Annotated in this window: 13 protein-coding genes and 1 pseudogene; 2 read left to right on the forward strand and 12 right to left on the reverse strand. The window is 31.6% G+C overall.

Translation table 11 applies throughout. From position 1 onward, the window contains the following. Nucleotides 1-115 precede the first annotated feature (115 nt). The 4 genes from M3627_RS11520 to M3627_RS11535 form a co-directional block, all read right to left on the reverse strand. A complete protein-coding gene (locus M3627_RS11520) occupies nt 116-1,519 on the reverse strand; it encodes a TniQ family protein (RefSeq protein WP_251555657.1) in 1,404 nt (467 codons plus the stop codon). Nucleotides 1,520-1,609: 90 nt separating this feature from the next. Continuing rightward, nucleotides 1,610-2,740, reverse strand: a complete 1,131-nt coding sequence (locus tag M3627_RS11525) for a TniB family NTP-binding protein (protein WP_251555658.1) — start codon at nt 2,738-2,740, stop codon at nt 1,610-1,612. After that, entirely contained in the window at nt 2,740-5,391 is a 2,652-nt protein-coding gene (locus M3627_RS11530) for a TnsA endonuclease N-terminal domain-containing protein (RefSeq protein ID WP_251555659.1), read from the reverse strand. The genes M3627_RS11525 and M3627_RS11530 overlap by 1 nt, the downstream gene beginning before the upstream one ends. After that, on the reverse strand, nt 5,378-6,721 hold the full coding sequence (locus tag M3627_RS11535) for a TniQ family protein (protein WP_353056464.1): 1,344 nt from the start codon (nt 6,719-6,721) through the stop codon (nt 5,378-5,380). Before M3627_RS11535 ends, M3627_RS11530 begins: the two co-directional genes overlap by 14 nt. A 235-nt stretch (nt 6,722-6,956) precedes the next feature. Here M3627_RS11535 and M3627_RS11540 point away from each other — a divergent pair, with 235 nt between their 5' ends. Continuing rightward, complete coding sequence (locus M3627_RS11540; protein WP_251555660.1) at nt 6,957-7,190, forward strand: hypothetical protein; 234 nt, start codon at nt 6,957-6,959, stop codon at nt 7,188-7,190. Between the two features lie 687 nt (nt 7,191-7,877). Here M3627_RS11540 and M3627_RS11545 read toward each other — a convergent pair. The 4 genes from M3627_RS11545 to M3627_RS11560 form a co-directional block, all read right to left on the reverse strand. Continuing rightward, nucleotides 7,878-8,510, reverse strand: a complete 633-nt coding sequence (locus M3627_RS11545; protein WP_251555661.1) for an MAE_28990/MAE_18760 family HEPN-like nuclease — start codon at nt 8,508-8,510, stop codon at nt 7,878-7,880. Further along, nucleotides 8,503-9,648 carry a DUF262 domain-containing protein gene (locus M3627_RS11550; protein WP_251555662.1) on the reverse strand — a complete coding sequence of 382 codons (1,146 nt, stop codon included), beginning with the start codon at nt 9,646-9,648 and terminating at the stop codon, nt 8,503-8,505. Before M3627_RS11550 ends, M3627_RS11545 begins: the two co-directional genes overlap by 8 nt. Before the next feature lie 242 nt (nt 9,649-9,890). Further along, nucleotides 9,891-11,192 carry a GTPase gene (locus tag M3627_RS11555; RefSeq protein ID WP_251555675.1) on the reverse strand — a complete coding sequence of 434 codons (1,302 nt, stop codon included), beginning with the start codon at nt 11,190-11,192 and terminating at the stop codon, nt 9,891-9,893. A 363-nt stretch (nt 11,193-11,555) separates the two neighbouring features. Next, nucleotides 11,556-11,657 (reverse strand): helix-turn-helix domain-containing protein, encoded by a 102-nt coding sequence (locus M3627_RS11560; protein WP_353056463.1) that lies wholly within the window; start codon nt 11,655-11,657, stop codon nt 11,556-11,558. A 400-nt stretch (nt 11,658-12,057) separates the two neighbouring features. Between M3627_RS11560 and M3627_RS11565 the strand changes: the two are divergent. Further along, nucleotides 12,058-12,468, forward strand: a pseudogene (locus M3627_RS11565) (recombinase family protein); the annotation flags it as partial. 490 nt (nt 12,469-12,958) lie between these two features. Here M3627_RS11565 and M3627_RS11570 read toward each other — a convergent pair. The 4 genes from M3627_RS11570 to M3627_RS11585 form a co-directional block, all read right to left on the reverse strand. Beyond that, nucleotides 12,959-13,648 (reverse strand): HNH endonuclease, encoded by a 690-nt coding sequence (locus M3627_RS11570; RefSeq protein ID WP_251555677.1) that lies wholly within the window; start codon nt 13,646-13,648, stop codon nt 12,959-12,961. Beyond that, nucleotides 13,632-15,035: an AAA family ATPase gene (locus tag M3627_RS11575; RefSeq protein ID WP_251555679.1), complete on the reverse strand. Its 1,404-nt coding sequence runs from the start codon at nt 15,033-15,035 to the stop codon at nt 13,632-13,634. The genes M3627_RS11570 and M3627_RS11575 overlap by 17 nt, the downstream gene beginning before the upstream one ends. A 312-nt stretch (nt 15,036-15,347) precedes the next feature. After that, entirely contained in the window at nt 15,348-15,551 is a 204-nt protein-coding gene (locus tag M3627_RS11580; protein ID WP_251555681.1) for a recombinase family protein, read from the reverse strand. Nucleotides 15,552-15,798: 247 nt separating this feature from the next. Continuing rightward, nucleotides 15,799-19,014 (reverse strand): helicase-related protein, encoded by a 3,216-nt coding sequence (locus M3627_RS11585; protein ID WP_251555683.1) that lies wholly within the window; start codon nt 19,012-19,014, stop codon nt 15,799-15,801. Nucleotides 19,015-19,025: the final 11 nt, after the last annotated feature.

The raw sequence follows: 19,025 nt of genomic DNA on the forward strand, positions 1-19,025 counted from the left end.
CTAATTTTCCCTCCACTTGTCTGACCCCCAATAAACGAATATATATAGTTTACTGAAAATCTATTAGATTAGCGAAAGTGTTCAATGTTATTTAGCAGCAACTGTCCATTTTATTTTAGCGTTTACAAAAAATTCCTTTTTGATGCAACTCGTTAGCAATCTTTTGAATTGCCTCTAAATTTGATTTTACTCTTCTTTTTTTTCTTTCTTCTAAGTACGTTGTAAATCTAAAACTAACTTTTTTGGATAATTTCGGATAATATCTTCTAATTTTTCTTATTGGGATTCCATTTTCCTTAGCCAATTTAGTTAAACTTATAGGTATATCTTCACTCAAACAATGCTTAAGAATGGTATGTATTTTAACTTTTATTTTCATCTCTCTCTTCTTTTGGAACGCAAGATATTTTTCCTCCAAATTTGCACATAAACCTGGAAAATGCTTTTTTGCTGTATCACTGCCGAAACCCGATTCTCTTGAAATTTTTGACAAACTCTTTGGATTTTCGGAACTTAACTTTTCCTCTATTATATATTTAATTATCTTTAATGGTGTATTTCTTCTTGAATAAGAATTAAACCTATTAACATCATTTATTATAATATTTTCCCCATATATAAGTTCGTAAACTGTACTATTCAATTTAGAAACGATTTTAATAAGATAATATTTATCAGGTATGTTTCTACCATATAAGTAATTATAAAAACTACTAGAATTAATATTCAAATATCTAGCTAAACTTCTTATGCTAGTCCCTCCCCCTTCTTCGACCATTTTTTTTAGAAATAGAGAGATAAAATTTTTACTAGGAAAATATTTTAGCATAGATGTATTTTCAATTAATTGTTTATAATTTAATACAATGAACTTCTCCATTTCCGTCAAAGATCCTTTTTGAATTACTTTTTCCCCCAGCCAACTCCCACAATATTGACAATACCCTACAATTATTCGACTATGTAAAAAAGGTAATTTCTTTTTGCAGTTATTGCATGAATCTTTTAATGGTATTTCATGAATATCACAGTTCTCAATTGCATCTAAATACCAGATCAAAGGCTCGTAGATTTCCTCAGAATTAGTAACCATTCGATTAAAACAAGCAGGACACCATTTTCTATAATCCCCCATTATTTTTCTAGTTAATATTCCTTGCCAGTTTAGCATTGTTAAATTTCTTATATCGTTCCTTCCAGTTAAAAATTCTAATGCATTCACATAATCCAATGTTATTGAGTTATTTTTATTAATATAATTTGAAGTACTATTGTATAATCCTTTAATAAGATCATCTTTAATGTGAATCAGACTAAGTTCGGGTTCTAATATTTTTTTGAGTAATATAGCGATACTTACACTATGCGCAGCAGCTAACCTGGCAATATAACTTGTTAGACTTTCCATATAAGGAGTACCGATTCCTTCTGGCTCTAAATTGTATAATATAGTTCTTGAACAAGATACTTCTTTTATTTCTCTTGTATCAACTTTTAGACTCCTAATACTCTTATCCAATACCATAACACCTCCATATAACTACTTATAATATTAAAAATCGAGTATTGGATTTCCTACTCATATTTATACATTCTCTTTTATCTATAATCAGACTAAACCAACATTGTCTCTTTCAGGTTTTCTTTTTCCTGGAGTAGATTTGTTTTTTGTTGTTTTTACTTGTTCCTCATCTTTTTTTGTTCCCAGGAGAGCCTTCAATTTATCTTTATCTGCATTACTTTCTTTAAATACTAATTCTCCAATTATTGCTTCATTAGCTAATGTTAAAAGTTTTTTTGTCTGCAAAGTGTTCTTTTTTAAATTTGCATAAGTAATAGTTTTTTCTTCTTTCTCAATAGCATCTGAAAGACATAAGTGTAACCAGTTTTTTAATATACCTGCGCAACCAATAGAATTTTCATATATATATTCAGCATGTAATATTAAATCAGGCTCTTCATGTACAGGTAATAACTTCTGAAAGGTCAATAAAATAGATTGAAAACTCTTTTTGTCTTTTTCAATCGTATAATCATATCTTGGAAAATGAAGTTCTTTAACCCTTCTTGACAATTGACCATCTAAATTAATTACTGCATTTAAATCATAAGTTCCAAATAAAACAATTTTTGTATTACTCATATTAGCTAAAGATTTTATTGAATTAAATTGTCTTTGATTTTTCTCACTATCTCCTCTTTTTTCAGCGTTTATATTAAAAAAGTGTTGAGCTTCATCAATTAAAAGTGCCATGGTTTTTCTATATAAAAATGCATTTTCTATTGATCTTCGCATTGCTGCAGCAGTAGATGGAATACTTGCAGTAAAACTATTTTTCATTGTTTTTAAAAGGTTTATATCAATTTTATAATCAATTAATGGCTCATTTAATGATGAAAGAACCCTGTAATAAAAATCTTTCCAATTAAACTTTCCCAAATCTGGATTTGGAAGCTCAATACCAGTGATAGGTATGATACTCTTATCTAATTCAATTTCTACTGCCATATTTTTTAACATGGTGTATAAAGTAGCAAAAAATAATCTAGATTTCCCTACACCAGATGGTCCAACTACCATAATAATATTATGTGGCCCTTTTGAGATTTCACTTACCAATTCATCTAGTACCTGTTTCATTTTGGGATGACTAACTGTATAATCATTGAAGAATTTTTCACGCTCTTCTTTAGACTTTGTTAATAGATCTTCATTAAATAATCTCTGCCTCTTTTCCACTAATTCAACTCCCCAAAGATTTCTAATTCATCAACATTTTGTTCAGCTGGATTACAATCATTATTTGTATCTACATTTGATATCTGATTATCTATTACCTTTAAACCTGTTTCTAAAGGTTTATATTTTTCTATAGCAAGTGTTCCTTCTATTTCTTCAGATTCAATAATATAGTTAGCAATCATTCTTGCTGTTATCGTAACATTTTGTGCATATAATTTTTTCTTTTGCCTAATCTCTTCAGCAACCAGTTTTATTTGTTTCTCTGTCTTTCCATTTAAATATTTATATTGTTCAGACAGGCATTTTACCCATTGATTATCTATAAATGCATAGGCTATTGCGATATTAAATGAATCATATTTAACTTCTATGTTAGTAGCTTCAATTTTAGGATTCCTAAATTGTTCACACCAATAATATGAATAACTTAGTTTAATACCCTGACCAGGATGGACTTTTCTTGTTTTCACTTTGGGAGCTGGTAAAGTCGTTAATATAAAATTTTCATCATAAGGAATGTAAGTATTGGGACGATTACCTGAAACCGCTATAGATTCCACAAACGCCTCTTTTGGCGTTTGATTAAGAGATGGATTTTCCTTATTGTCATATACATTACTAAACCATGTATCAAGTCGTTCATTCAAAGTTTCAAGTGTCCATACTGCATGATTTTTCGGATTTACAGTTTTTGTTACCTGCCTTACATTTTTAGTTATTTGAGTATTTCCCCTTAAATTGTGAATAAATAACTCATTTGTAATTCCAAATAATCGCTCGATAACATGACCATACCGTGCCTTCGCTGCAGGTCTTTGTTTTTTATGAACACTGTATAACGCAAGCAATGATTCAAAATATACACTACTGAATTCCTTTCCTCCATCCACCACGATATAATTTGGTAAACGATTAGATCTTTTCACACATTCTCTAATTACCATCATACAAGACCGGTATGACGGTTCTTCAAAGGTTAAATAATACGCAAGAATTCGTCTAGAGTAAGCATCAATCATTAATGTAAGCCATGGTCGCTTAGAAACCTTTCCATTAATGTATAATTCAATATCTAACTCAGTGTGATCAATATGTGCTATTTCAAAAATTCGTTCCCCATGTCTTGGAGTAGTAAATTCTAGTTCAATATAAAACTCTTCATATTTATAAGATGCCCTACTACCTTTTCTAGCCTTTTCAATATCATATTTTGCTCGGTTATTTATTGTTTCACAAAAGGTTGCATATGATGGTACATAAAAATTAGATTCCTCGCACTTTACAAGTAATTCGCGATAAACTTGTTTTGCAGATTTAGATTTTATTGTTTCATAACTTTCTGTTATCATCTTATTCATCAATTCTATGGTCTCAGTGGGTAACTTCGCATTTCTATTTCCTCGTTTTTTAGTTTGAGGTAGAAGACCTACAAAACCATTGCCATAAAGTTCTTCTGCATCTTTATACTTTTTCACCCAGTTGCGGAGTGTTCTGTCTGTTATATTTATAAATTCTATTTTTTCCCCGTTTAAATACTTAACAACAATCTCATACTTTTTATTTGCTTCTATTAATTCAGTTTCATTGGCCTGCGAAATCATCTTTTTTAGTTCGTTACTTTCATTATTTTCATCCTTATCAGCCCCAAGAATATACCCCTCTAATATATACGATTCAAATAAATTAATAGGTAACTCAATATTTTTACTTTCATCCTTAGAATATAAAAAGACTATTTTACTTTCGTGATCATAATTAAGAATTGTCCAAACTGTATTCCCCCAAGCGATATGATTTCCGCTATTCAACTCTATTGCATTAGTATTTCTCTTCCTTCTAGTTGAATTCTCAACTAAAGAAAAAAGTTTATATTGTTCTATATTTAAATAAACCTTTACATTTTCTATATCAGTTATTAAATCATTATATAAATCAATATATATAATTTCTTTAACTATTAGTGCATATATATCATCAGCATTAAACTGAGTTTTATCACTTAGTAATAATTCTTTTAAGGTTATTCCGGGAGCTTCTTGAATAGATTCCTTTATTCTTTTAATTTTTGTTTCATTTAACACATAATCTTTAACAAAATAGTCCTCTAGAAATTCAAGATTACGTTGAAGATTCCAATTTATTTCTGAAGATGAGCGAATAAGAAAATCTAGATTATATTCAGCTGCGAAATCTTTTCCAGGAGTAAATATCCATTGCTCATTCTCCCTAAGGTATCTATCTGGATTACTCTGAGATTTTTTAATAAGCTCTTCTTCCGTTTTGCACTCAACCCAATATGCCCTTTCTTTTTCAATCACAAAAAAATCTGGTGTATTCAAATAAGCCATTTTTTTGTTGTTCTTATTACTTTGATAGTAGGTAAGTTTTATTTGTGGTGGCTGGTCATAGTATTCCAAAACATTATCGTTATACTCCAACATATATATAGTAGGTAATTCCACCTTATGACTTTCAAATTGAATAGTAAATCCCATTTTTTTACTACTATATCGTCCACTAACATTATGCTTACCTCCGCCAACTCTTCTTGCTGGCGGTGACTGTCTTACACGTTGTACTTCATTCTTAGCCTCGTCTGTTAATTTTAGCTTTTCTGCCCACTCCTCAAACTCACTATTGCTCATCATTACTATTTCTCCCCTTTCCTCTGTAAAAATTATTTTGAGCCAATAGGTCTTTCCAATATTCTTGGAGGATTCTCTCCTTGAGTAGCCCCTTTCTATTAGTTTTAATCTGAATTTTCCCACTACTTGGATATATACCCTCATTTACTAAGGAATAAAAGGCTTTTTGAATTTCTTTTTTTAATTCTTCTATTCTCTGTTTTGATTTTTGATTGATATACTCCCTATATCTATTTGAAATTTGTTTACAATACTCAGGAAAATTGCGATATAAAACTCGTTTATCACGGTCTATTATTCTTGCGGTTGCTGCCATAGAAATTGGTGGGTCACATTTTAGTATTTCCTTTAGACTATTTTCAATTGAAACAAGGTTAAGCCTCCTTCTAATCACTTTCTCATTATCTGTTTTCGCTATTTCAACCAGATGACTTATAGTCAAATTTTGCAAACTTTTTGTAAGGAAATCCAAAATTGTAGTATCTAATTTAAAACAGATTTTTAGTAACCCTTCTAGAGTGGGAGTATTTTCTAATTTAATCCAGGCTCTTAAAGTACTTTTAGGAATACTTAAGAATTCAGCAAAATTAGGGACATTATCAGAAAATAGATAGTGATTGATATAATTTAACTGTTTACTGACAATTTCTTTAGTGAATAGTTTACTAGAATTTAATCCTATTAAGCTTTCAATATTTAGATAGACAAATGAATGCCATTCCCATTCCTGATTATTAATCTCTTTTATAACTTGACCTTGAATTAGCAAGTTAAAGCAGTTTGGACAATGCCCTGGGATCATTTGTCTACGCAGTATATCAATTTTTCTATAACATCTCGGGCAATTTTCAAGTAGATAACACTTGTGTTCAAAACAAATCTTTATCGATTTTATATACCAAACAAGTGGATAGTATATACTCTTGTGACTATCTTTCCAATTCTTTATACATTCAGGGCACCAAGAGAAAGTTTCTTTAAGTAAATTTCTCAAAGGCACTAAATCTTTTAATTTAAACAGGGTTAAGCTTGTTAAATCTATTCTACTTGTTAACTTTCCCAAAATATAAACCAATTCAGTTGAGTTATCCGTATACCCATTTATTGTTTTGGCACCTTCATAAAAACTGTTGCCACCGTATTTAGAGCTTCTTTCCAAATAATCTTTATTCATTTCAGGGATCACTATCTTATTTACCAAGTGACTAACATTGATGTTATGTTCGTATGAAAGCCTAATTAGATAACTGCTCAAACTTTCCACTAATCCTGTTTCAATTTCAATAGGTTCAATGTTGTATAAGATACTTCTCGGGACTTGAATAGTTAACACCTCCAATAATTAATTCACCTCAAGAATTCTCTTGATAGATTACTATTAATTATTGGCAATTAAATAATAGATTTATTCATATTTTGAAAAAAAAGTTGAGATTAAAAATCAAAGCAATAACCAGATGTATGTGACTAATACCTCCAATAGTTATTAAATGAACAATTTATTTTATTAAAGAATAAATTTCCCTCCAATAGACAATTAATATTGTATATTGGAGGGAAAGTTTATTATGATAATAAAAAAACATGATGATAAGATCATTTATTGCTACTGCTGTCGCAAAAGGACTCTATTTATACGTAGGGATTTGCATTATAATAGTGGTGTAGAGAGTCATTGTAGTGAATGTCCATCCGTTTGGTTTGAATGGCAAAATCGAGCAGTTGAGCGAGAAAAAGAGAAGTGGATTGAATATAATGGAGAAGCAGCAAATAAAACTAGCGTTCAAATATTTAAGCAATAACAATCTTTATCTCTTTACCCAAAGCAAGAGAACACTTTATTAAATAATTGCTCAAATAAAAAAAGCGACTAACTAAACTAAGAGAAGGTTGCTAATTCATTTGTAACTTTTAATTGAAATCAATTGTTTCGATTTGGGGCTTATTTAACTAATGCACCAGTTAGTCATCCATACATCAATAAACTAGCACCACAGAGGATGAGTATTGTTCTTAAAGTTCTTTATCTGTCGTATACAAACATTAGCTAGACTATCAGCTGCAGCAGCTCTTGCCCTTAAATATAAACCAAAATAAAACTTATTTAATTAGTATAGACCACGCGTTTAAATTAATTTTTACATGTTACTAAAAGCATGAAAAAAGAAGCCTCCATTAAGTTTGAAAAACTAATGGATGACCTCTTATAAGAAAAAGTTACTCAAACTTGTAAGTTAATATTCCGACTACAAGTAAGATATATTAAGTAATTTAGAGAAGAATTACATCATTCCGCCCATTCAGTAGTTACTATGATAGAGCTTACTCGTATACCAAAAACGTTGATTTAACAGCATTTTGCAAAGAAAAAAATTCATACATTTATATATTATTTCATTTAATTATTTTCTACTGCTCTAGTTTTTTAGTATAAGCTTTTGCCAATTAATGCTTTTATCTCCTATGGTATTCTTTCTTAAAAATCCTGACTAGCTCTCTTCTATAAACCTTTTAAGGAGTTCATCACAATACCAATTCAAGTAATAAATTACACTCCTTAAAGAAATCTCCAAATCATTATGCCCTTTCGAGCTAGTTTCAAGTCCATGTGCAATTTTATTCCTTGTAGAAATTAGTTCATTTATAACACTAATGCTAGTTTGAAGCTCAGCATCTCTAACATCAATTTCCAATGCAAATGTGTCTTTTACTTGCTGGTGTTTAATATTAGTCATGTATCTATTTAGAATTTTTCTGTCAATCATCTCCCCGATATATTTTTGAATATTATTTTGCAGCGATAAAGCCTTCCCAAATGTTTTTCTAAAAATCTCTTTAATAGCTACATCATAAGTTGAATTCAATAGTAGTAATGCATATGTACTTGTAAGTCCATAAACTTCGGAATCTCTCTCAACTGGGGACATCCGTAGTAACCCTTCATAGTAATCAATAACTTTTAGAAAGGAGTCATATGTAACATCCTCCACTAAATCTTTTAAGAATGAAATATTCATTTTTAATGCTTCAATTTCTTCGGTAACATCATCTTGTTGTTCTGCAACCTCAAAAGTCTCTCCACTAACCTCGATCATATCAATGTTTTCTACTAACTTACTCACGACTGAAAACTCCTTCCATAGCTTTCAATCTATACTGAATATTTTCAAACCTATTTGTTTGAGAAGAAATTGCTTCCACGAATTTCTCATCTTTAAATAAATTTATATACTTAATTACATCGAGTTTTCCAGAATCCATGTTAATTTTATCTAATGTTAATAGTAAACTTTCAAAAAGAGGGATATTGAATTTTTTACCTTTTACAGAAACACTTAAATCTTCTATATTACTTATTGTTTCTGTTGGTCTTCTAAAAAGATGACCTACCGATATATCAATTTGCTCTTGCAACCAATTTAATTTAGTATCCAACTCATTAAAAATTCTCTCGGCAAATTCTTTATCCATTTTTTGTGCAGTAGACATAAACAGATTAATTTCTTTTTTATATGATATATCATTATGTAAATGTTCTTTATCAATTAACGATTTAATAGTAAAATACCGTGCAACAATCTCTTGATCATTTAATCTCTTGTCCTTATCAAACTCTTCAGTTTGATGAGGCAAAACCATTTTATAGGCCGCTATCCAAATTGGAGAAGTAACAAATTCATTTAATTGTTTTGTAAATTCCCCGAAATAGATTGCTCGACGAATTTCTTGACTGTTTAGTTGAATGCTACCAGTATTTATTCTCTCAAATAAGCTATATAATGCTATATTTTTGTCTTGATCATCAGATAAAATTTGAAAAACAGAAGCCCTAATGTTTGTACTTCTTAATCGCCTTTGAGAATCTTCATCTAGATCTCTAAAAAACTTTCCTCTCCACTTCGGATTAATGTCGTCTCGTCTTAATATCCTCAATTCATTATTAAGGAATTCAACAAGGGTATTTATTCTTTGTTGTCCATCAATAATCAACATTTTTCCTCTTTCTAAATCTGTAAAAAACATACCTGGAATTGGATAACCAAGTAAAATAGATTCAATAAATCTTGACTTTCTTCTAGGATCCCAAACAAGTTCCCTTTGAAAATCAGGAACTACTAGTTCTTTTTCCTCACTCAAAGTTTTTAATTCTCTTACTGAAAAATCAACACCACGTGTTACTACTTTAATTTCCTCAACATATTCTATTTTTTCGTTTTCATTTTCTACTTCAGGGTTTCCCAATTCATATAAATCTTCCATATAATCGCTCCTTATTAAAATATAGTACATCTAAAATCTACTTTAACATAATTTCCATTTATTTCTTAGTTCTAATATTAATTTTTACAAACTAAATTAAAACAGTTCGTAAAACTACACGTTTACGAACTATTACACAAAGGCTGAAAAACGACAAAAAGAACGTTCATAAACGTGTAAAAACACTTTACGAACGTTCTCTCATTCAAATGAACATTTACGAACAAAATTTGGACTCTGTTTTAAAGTATATTCTCCCCTGGCTCTGTGTTATCTTCTGCTAGGAGCTCAATTTTTTCTTGGGCATCATTCATCTTATCTTTCATATTTTTTGAAAGTATATCTAAAATTTCTTCCTCGGTTAGTTTTTCATAATCAAGGTTATTTCTTAAAAAATCTGCGCATACTTCTATAAATATATTCGCAATTTTTTCTGTGACTCTTCTATTAAAAGTACCGAAAATAAAACCAACAGCAGGAGCTAGAACAATATTCCCTTTACCAGCAGTTTTTCCAAGCAGTTTAATGACAAATGCGGTTATTTTTTTCCCCGCTTCCTCCCCACCTTTATTAACCGCTATTTTACCTGCAGCCTTACTTGCAAGCTTACCACCTTCAGATACTACAAAAGGGAGGACAATTGCTCGAAGTAATGGTTTTGCTTCTTTCGAAAAGTTAAAAAAGTTCTTAGTTACCGGAATACCCATTACAGTCATAATATCTTTGGCCATGTATAGATAGATAGCGCCTTTTCCTAGCATATCCAAGCCTATAGGCAAACTATCTGCAACATGAGCCAGATTTTTATATTTTGTTAGTCGTTCTTGTATTAACTTTTTTGCTGAATCAATCTTCTCTTCAATTTGTATCTTTTGAGCAGCGGTAAATGCTCTTTTAGTTGCTTCAGGAAGTAGTTTTATTGTTTCCTCAACCAGTTCTTCAAGACCATGAACAGGAATCTTCAAATTCCCAACAAATACCCTTTCTTGTGCTAAAACCCGGCAAACTTTTAAGTCAGGAAATTCTTTTTCAACTTCAATTTGAAATTTACTATCCGAATCAAGTGTTTGTGTTAACACAATAACAACATTCATATATTCCGAAAACTCTTTTATCCATTCTATTTCAACATCTTCAATTCTTCTACTTTCATTCGAGATGCAGTACCACATTACATGCATATGTTCTTCGATACTTGAAGAAGCAGCACGCTTTTCTATCTCACTTACAATACTCTTATGCGAGACTTTTCTTTCTTCAGGATCTAATTCTATACCTTTAGTATCAAAAAGATTTACACTTACCTCTGGAATATTATATTCTATTAAAGCTTGTGAAACTGGTTTTCCTTCTCCTGCTTCTGCTAATGGATGACCAAAAATTGCGTTTATAAGCGTGCTCTTTCCTACCCCAGTCTTCCCCGAAAGAACTATATTTGGCTTAAGGAAACTTTTGTTAAATTCTTCATTTAATTTTTTTACTTCTTCTTCAAACCTAGCAAATAATATTTCTCCCATATCCTCTGGTTCTTTTTCTGCTACCATAATATGCTCACCCTTTTCTACGTTATTAAACTTTAGTTAGAAATCTACTATCAATCTCATTCTATCAGAAATTTCTTAATATTACAGGCATTAGGGAGAATCATAATAAAGTAGTGGCAGAGGTGGATGTAAGTTCGAGTTTTTATTTTGCATAGTAAAACATAACAAAAGCTATCTTTCTTTTTATTTAAAGATAAATATTGGACGTGATGGATATTGATAATTAAAATTTTTTATGCGGCTTTTAGAAATTCAATTGGAATTAGGCTCAATTAAACCAATTATACTTTTCATTTTAAAAGCACTTACTACAGGTGTAGTTAAAGAAAGTGGCACTTCCTACTAAGTCACAACCTATCCAATTTACTGTTTTTCCAAATAACGATAAATAGTGGTGCTAGAGTCATTCCACTTTTCTGCCACGTATTTGATTGCGGTACCACATTTAATCAAAGAACACATCATTTAAATATCATTCGGTCCAAACTGTCCCATTAAGTGGGAATTTGCTCTTATTTTAAGTGTTATTTTGCACAATCATATTTAAAAATTCATCTCACCGCTTGGATAAATACTGTTATTGTTTAGAAAAAGGGTACTATGAAGTGCAATATAGCTATTCAAATAGGTGCAATTTAACGATTAAAGTGACACGTGTAGATTGTGGAATCCTAATCTCCTGCGTAACAAAACTCGTCCTTTTCTGAACACGCCCCAATCCAAATGGATAAGGGCTTTTTTTGTATTTATGACCTAACAAAACCCTGTACATTATTCTATATTATATGTTCAGTAATACATCCAATTTTATCTTATGTTACAACTAGAGCATTGAGAAAATGAGAAAAGAATGATTTTAGTGTTAATTGGCTATGCGCGTGAAGGAGATACGATTGTTGTTTGGCGATTGGATCGATTGGGACGTAATATGCAGGATTTGATTCAGATTGTAAACACACTGAATGAGCGTGGTGTGGCTTTCCATAGCTTGCAGGAAAACTTAACAATGGATAAAAGCAATGCGACGGGACAACTGATGTTTCACCTATTCGCAGCGTTCGCTGAATTTGAGCGTAATTTAATCGAAGAACGATCTGCAGCTGGTCGAACTGCTGCAAGAGCACGTGCTCGACTTGGCGGTCGACCTGAAAAGTTTGGAGAAAAAGATATTGAAATGATGAAAGATCTTATTAATGGAGGTACACCAATCAAAGATGTGGCGGAAAGATGGGGTGTTTCCCGAACCACCATTTATCGTTATTTGGAGCGTAAGTGATTTGATTATTTAAAAACAAGAGTGAATTCGAAAACGGAAAACAATACAGGAAATTGGTGTGAAAAAGACCACTTTTTATATATTGGTAAAAGAGCAAGAAAAATCATTGTAGCTTTACCTATATATAGAAGAAACTCATTCACATATTTGATATCCAACTAAAATTAAATTAATCAAAGAGTATCGCTCAAAGCGGTGCTCTTCGATGATTTCATATTTAATTTCATCCATGATAATGCTCTTCTTTAAAACCTATTGCCATAAATCATATCATCCTATTTAAAGAATGCAAAATACATTTCCCTTAATATAATTGTATACTAAATCCTATAAATAGTTACATAAGTTCACTTTAATACAAATAGACCGGAGTTGTTTATAAAACCACCCTTTTAAGAACTGTTTTAAATTGCTCATAATTTATTCGTTACTATGGTTCGTTAAACTACTAAATGATATTATGAATGTTCACGTTTCGTAAAAAATTAATTCAAAGTAAGCCATTTACCCTTGCTACAGGAGTCCCATTTTCATCGAAACAAGAAATATCTGTGCCAACGAATGCTTCCAAAATAAGATTCTTAACGAATAAATAATTATCAAACACCGTCATCCAAATTGAAAAATGACCTGAAGCTATAGCTGTCCTAGAAATACAATTTGCCACTGTTGAATGATGACCACTCGCTTCGTAATCAACCAAGGAATCCATAGCTAAACCCCAAACACTATTTCTAGAAATCCATCGTGTATCTTTGACCGTTGGCTTAGCACTATCATTGTAAGGTTCTCTATTTAATCCTAAGAGTTTAATAGTATCTGTAACAGTTTTATAAAGAATTGGTTCTGCTATATTAACAGAATGAGCTTCAATAGGCACTCCATATTGATATTCGAAAGCCCTAAAAGTATTATCTTTGTCAGGCCATACATAACCAGATCTTGTACTATTATTAGCATTTTTAACAGTATTACAATATTTGCAGGAAAGAAGAAAATTACTCCAGTTTAATTTCCCACCGCCCTTGTGAATAGGAACAATATGTTCTACTTCAATTACATTTTTAACAGGCATTTCACAATACGAACAGTACCAGCCTAAAATATCAGCTAAGTCGTCCCTAGCATCTTTATAATCAGTATAGGTTTTGTTATTGTTAACTCTATTCACGGGACGCATTATCTGAATCCTCTCTTTCTTTTTCCAGCTCTGCAGTAACTCTTTTTTGCTGTAAAAATGCATAATATGCAACGTTATCTATATAGGGTAAACTTAACACATCTAATTTTTCTTTTAATATTTTTATTTGTGATGAGGTGGCATTAGTATCCTTCATGATCTTGAGTGTTTCAAAATATTCTTTGGCAGCATTATACATAGCTGTCTTTCTTCTGCTTCGTTGAGGCATTTCTATTCCCATAATGTTTTCAATAACATCTTCAATGCTTTCGTCTGCATATTCTAATTGAATATATTCTTGTTCAGTTGAAACAAACCCTCCATTTAATACTTGCCCATTATTCTTTAGAATTCTTAATTCGCCTTCTTCAATTGACTGAATTATAAATGGTGAGTGAGTAGAAGCAATAAACTGTATTTTGGGGAATGTTCGCTTTAAATCATCTACTATACGTCTTTGCCATTTAGGGTGTAGATGTAAATCTAACTCGTCTATGATAATTATTCCAGGTGTCTCTAATACTGCATTTTCCTCTAAATGCGGGTTTAAACTGGCCATTCTAAATGCAATATCTGCAACCATACCAATAGTATTTCTATAACCATCACTTAATAACCTGAATGGTAATACCTCTCCATTAGAGAAAGTAAATTGGAGTTCTTTGTTTTTCATACTATAATCTAATTGCCAATTTTCATTAGGTTGGCCTGAAATTTCTAAGTCTACTAAACAAGTCTGAATTGCTTTTTGAACGGCTTTCATTTCTCCCGATTCAATTCCATCCTCAATTAGTACCCATTTTTTGTCTATAAACCATTGTGTTAGAAGCTTTACATTAAAATCAGGATTAAGACTGTCTAAATATGCATGTGTTCTTGATGTGAGTTTAGCAACATCCGTGCGTTTAATTCGAGTATCATTATTCCAAAGTCGTTGTGTTCCGTAATAACAAATAATAGGTAAATTAATATCTTCCCCATTCATCACCTTCGATTGAAGTTTTTTTGCGAAATTTATTAAAGAAGATGCTTCTTTTCTTGTAGTTTTCCCTTTAAGACTGTTTAATTTGCGATGCCAATTAATATCATCAGTTTTTTCTCTAGTATTCCCAATACAAGATATCTCGACAGGAAATTGTGGTTCTGCATTAGCGCTAGAACCTTTTAAATATTTTTTCAAGTGAATGTCATCATGACTAATGTTTCTAGAAGGTATTAAATGGAACCCTTGAAAATAAGCGCTAAGCCCTATTGAAATACCCTCGAGTGCAGCAGTTTTTCCACTACCATTCTCACCGACTAAAAGAGTAAATGCAGTAGGAGAAAACGTAAGGAAAAATTCTTCATAACCTCTAAAGTTTTTTAAGTTTATCTGTTTTATTATCATTTCTTAACTCCTCAAAAATTTATTTATTAATCTTAATATGAATCAATTCTTCCTGTTCTAACAATTGACTTATACTTTGTATAATGAATATGATTTTTCTACATACCATTTGATTAAATATAGGATATTAATTTTACTATTGATTACCAAGAAAATTGAATTATAGTTTATAAGATCAGACAGTACCTTTTTTCAACCAAATGCAAAAAAAAATATTAATTGAGTTATGTCTTAGAAGTATGTTTTATTACTTTACAAACCATACTCCGCCCAATATTAAATTCGCTCGCTATATCAGCTGCACTCTCTCTTTTATTCATCAATTGCCGGTCGAACAATACGTCTATGTTTACAAGCTGCCACATGACCTGCTTTCGTACGACGCCGAATATTATCACGCTCATATTCCGCAAAAACAACGAATGCCAAACATTGGTAGGCCTGTGGGAATTGTAGTATTGTAACTATGATGAATGCTAACAAATTCAATACTTTTTCTTTTAAATTCTCCGTCAATCCAATCTCCACTTTCCGCTACATTTAAGGCCTCCTATAAAAATTGGAATATTAACGTAGTATTTCTGGAATGGTCCTGATCATGGAGTGAATTTTTTAAGTTCTTCTAATAATTGTTCCTCCAGAATTATACTCTCTTTTTCTTGCATTTAAAAATCTCTTTTTGAATTGCAGCAAAATTAGCCAGGCTAAGCCAAACCTTGCTAATTTTATTAAATATCATATTACTTTTAGTTAGATGTCTTTACTATTGAGGTAAATTTACTATCAAGCCTTTAAACAATGATGTAGTTAGTTTCATTTCAACAAATTCATCGCCATTTATTAAATAGACATACGTTTTGTCGATAATACTGTTCAAATCCTCGATATGTGCTTCACTTAACATGAAATCAGGTTTATTTGTAAGAACAATAAATCTCTCTTCGCCATTAAATCGTTCACTATAAAAATCGACTAAACCAAGGTTATCATACATTTTTACAAGTTTTCGCCCGTTTGTTTTTTCAGATGCTGCAACCATCTCATAGTAGTCTGATGCCATCACACGATATGAGCCACCGTTTGGAATGAGTTCAAATTGAGCAATTTTTTTAGGTGGTTGTAGTGTGATTGTACGTTGTTTGTTGATTGTATCAAGACGTTTTTTCTTTTGTTCTTCGATATCGATCAGTTGTGCATTCATCTGATTGATCAAGGCAGAGTTTTTATTATCTTCATTTTCTGTTTGATATTGTATTAATTTTTCGTATACTTCGTTGTATTGCATATTGAATGTATCAACTAAATAATCATGCATTCGATTTAAATGATTAGTACGTTTTTGTTCTATATGACTTTTTTCAGTAATCGTTAGTTTTAACATATGACTTTGTGAGGCAGCCTGTTCTGTTAATGGAAGTTCCGTTATACCTTCTGAAAAGTGCCCCATTGAAAGCCAATAGGGATTCAATTCAATCAGTGAATGGTCGGCACGTTTTGCGATAAAAATTAGTTTGTTTATAAGCTCCTTACCGATACCATCTTTTAAAACGACACGGTACATATCAACTTCTAAATGTACTGGTACATCGTAAGTAAATAAATAGCGTTTAAATGCAAATTGGTCACTTGTTCTTGCCAAAAGTATTTTCGATAAATGATAGATTGGGTGTGTTTTTGTAACATATTGGACATCCGAATTACTATGTTCAATGAATCCAGTAAAGCGATAGGAGTCATCAAGCTTTGTCATTTTTGAAAATTGATCACGAATGAGTTTGGGGAAGCGATCTATTCGTTTCACTTTCCCTTCATGACTATCAAACACTTTGACTTTCGATTCTTTTAAAGCATAATCAATAAGCTCTACGTACACGCGGTTTGGAATTTTATTTATTTCTACATCATATTGTGATTTTTTCATTGCTTGTATATCGATTGCTTCTGCATCAAATTGCATTCTTTCCATTGTTTGCAATAGCAATCTATGTTCTTCACTTAAGCTCTTATCCATTTTTGCAACTACATCATCTAAGTTTTCGCGAGATAATATGGCATCTTTCATTAAATCAGATAAATTAATATCGTCTTCTAGCAATTCCCCCATGAAGTTGTATACTAAATCATTCCCTAAATCCTCTTTCATCATTTCTAACTTCGCGAGTAATCTTGCCATAACATAACCTTCACGAGTATTTTGAGCAACAAGATTGAAAATAAATACTTCATTTTTTTGTCCGATTCGATGAATTCGTCCCATTCGCTGTTCCAATTTATTGGGATTCCATGGAATATCGTAGTTAATCATTTGATTACAGAATTGCAAGTTAATTGATTCTCCACCTGCATCTGTTGCAAGCATGACTTGAGCAGTTTCACGGAATAACTCCACCTGTTTTCTACGTTCATCCATTGATAAGCTACCCATAATTTTAGCTATTTTAGAGACTCTATCTGATAGCCGTACTTCTAAGTGTTTGAGTGTATCCACGGACTCTGTGAAAATTAAAATTTTCTCTCCCGTATAAATTAGGCCATCGACACCGAATAGCATTTCTTCGAGCTCTAGATACTTTCTCTCTGAACCAAATTTTCTTAAAGAAGTTGTTTTAATTAGTAGCTTCTTTAACTCAGCAATTTCTTCTTGTAGAGCATCTATGTCTATTATATCTACTGCAAGTTCTAACTTTTTCTCTAGCATATCTTGTGTATCTGTAATTTCTTCTTCCAAACCATTATTATATAATTTTTCTAGCTGTTGCGAAAATTTCTTTCGTTCAGTTTCTGAATTATCTAAAATGGCTAATAACTTCTTATAACGACGGTAAAGTGAGCGATGTATTGCTTCAATAGAGGAACTCAGACGGCGTTGCAAAAGCATCATTGCAAATGCTGTGCTATTATTTCCGGAACTCATTGCACGATTAAAATGTGTTTTCACGTACTCTGTTACAGCATCATATAAATCTAGTTCAGGCTCAGTAAGCTCATATTGAATTGTTTTCGTGGTTCTTCTCGGAAAAATCGGTGTGCTGTCGAAATTCACCATAGATTCCTTTAATCGACGAATCACGAATGGATTACTTTTATCACGCAAGCTTTCACTTGCAGATACATGATTAAATAAATCTGGTTCAATCAATTTCATTAATAAACGATAGTTTTCAGCGTCACCTTTATGTGGTGTAGCTGTTAACAGTAAGCAATGCTCTGTCTTCGCTAATAGCTTTTCTCCTAAACGATATAGCCTTGTTTTAGACGTTTTCTTTTTGATCTTTCCATAAGAATATGCAGCCATTTTATGTGCTTCATCGACAATGACCAAGTCAAACTGTGCCTCTAAAATTAATTCTTTAATTTCATCACGTGTAGACCAATAAATGGAGGCCAGACAGAAGTCATTTTCAATGAATGGATTTTTGCTTCCGTACTCATTTAACACAGCCCGATTAATGATTTTAAAGTCCTCTTGAAATTTTTGATCCATTTCTTCTTGCCATTGGCGTAAAACTAATGGCGGCACCAAGACTAAAATTCGTTTAATACTTTCACGTGCTTTTAGTTCTTTAATAAGCATACCTGCCATAATTGTTTTACCAGCACCTGGATCATCAGCTAGTAAAAATCGTACGTTTGACGTCTGAAGCATTCGACTATAGACTGCTTCAATTTGATGTGGCAACGGAATGACTTGTTGGTTCCCTAATGCACGTGTTTTAGAATACTTGTCCTCGATTTCTAGTGTTAAATGAATTAATCGTTGCTGAATGTCTTGCCCGGTAAATGCCATTTTCGTTTCAGTCGATGTACTAAGAATTGTAATTTGATCTAAATCATTTTTGGCTAATAATTGTTCATGGTACCGATTTGTTTGGCGCCCAATTCCTTCGAGTAAATAATATTCTTCCCCAAACGCTTCTATTCGTTTTATTTCTATGACTTCAGGAAAAAATGGTCCACTTATAATATCTCCTATATTCATGACTAGTTACC

Source organism: Psychrobacillus sp. MER TA 171, assembly GCF_023713305.1.
In the GTDB taxonomy this organism is placed as follows: domain Bacteria; phylum Bacillota; class Bacilli; order Bacillales_A; family Planococcaceae; genus Psychrobacillus.

Excerpts from the sequence above, each read along its gene's own strand:
- M3627_RS11575 (WP_251555679.1), bottom strand. The coding sequence starts at position 15,035 with ATGATAATAAAACAGATAAACTTAAAAAACTTTAGAGGTTATGAAGAA.
- M3627_RS11555 (WP_251555675.1), bottom strand. The coding sequence starts at position 11,192 with ATGGTAGCAGAAAAAGAACCAGAGGATATGGGAGAAATATTATTTGCT.
- M3627_RS11570 (WP_251555677.1), bottom strand. The coding sequence starts at position 13,648 with ATGCGTCCCGTGAATAGAGTTAACAATAACAAAACCTATACTGATTAT.
- M3627_RS11530 (WP_251555659.1), bottom strand. The coding sequence starts at position 5,391 with ATGATGAGCAATAGTGAGTTTGAGGAGTGGGCAGAAAAGCTAAAATTA.
- M3627_RS11550 (WP_251555662.1), bottom strand. The coding sequence starts at position 9,648 with ATGGAAGATTTATATGAATTGGGAAACCCTGAAGTAGAAAATGAAAAC.
- M3627_RS11585 (WP_251555683.1), bottom strand. The coding sequence starts at position 19,014 with ATGAATATAGGAGATATTATAAGTGGACCATTTTTTCCTGAAGTCATA.
- M3627_RS11540 (WP_251555660.1), top strand. The coding sequence starts at position 6,957 with ATGATAATAAAAAAACATGATGATAAGATCATTTATTGCTACTGCTGT.
- M3627_RS11560 (WP_353056463.1), bottom strand. The coding sequence starts at position 11,657 with ATGATGTGTTCTTTGATTAAATGTGGTACCGCAATCAAATACGTGGCA.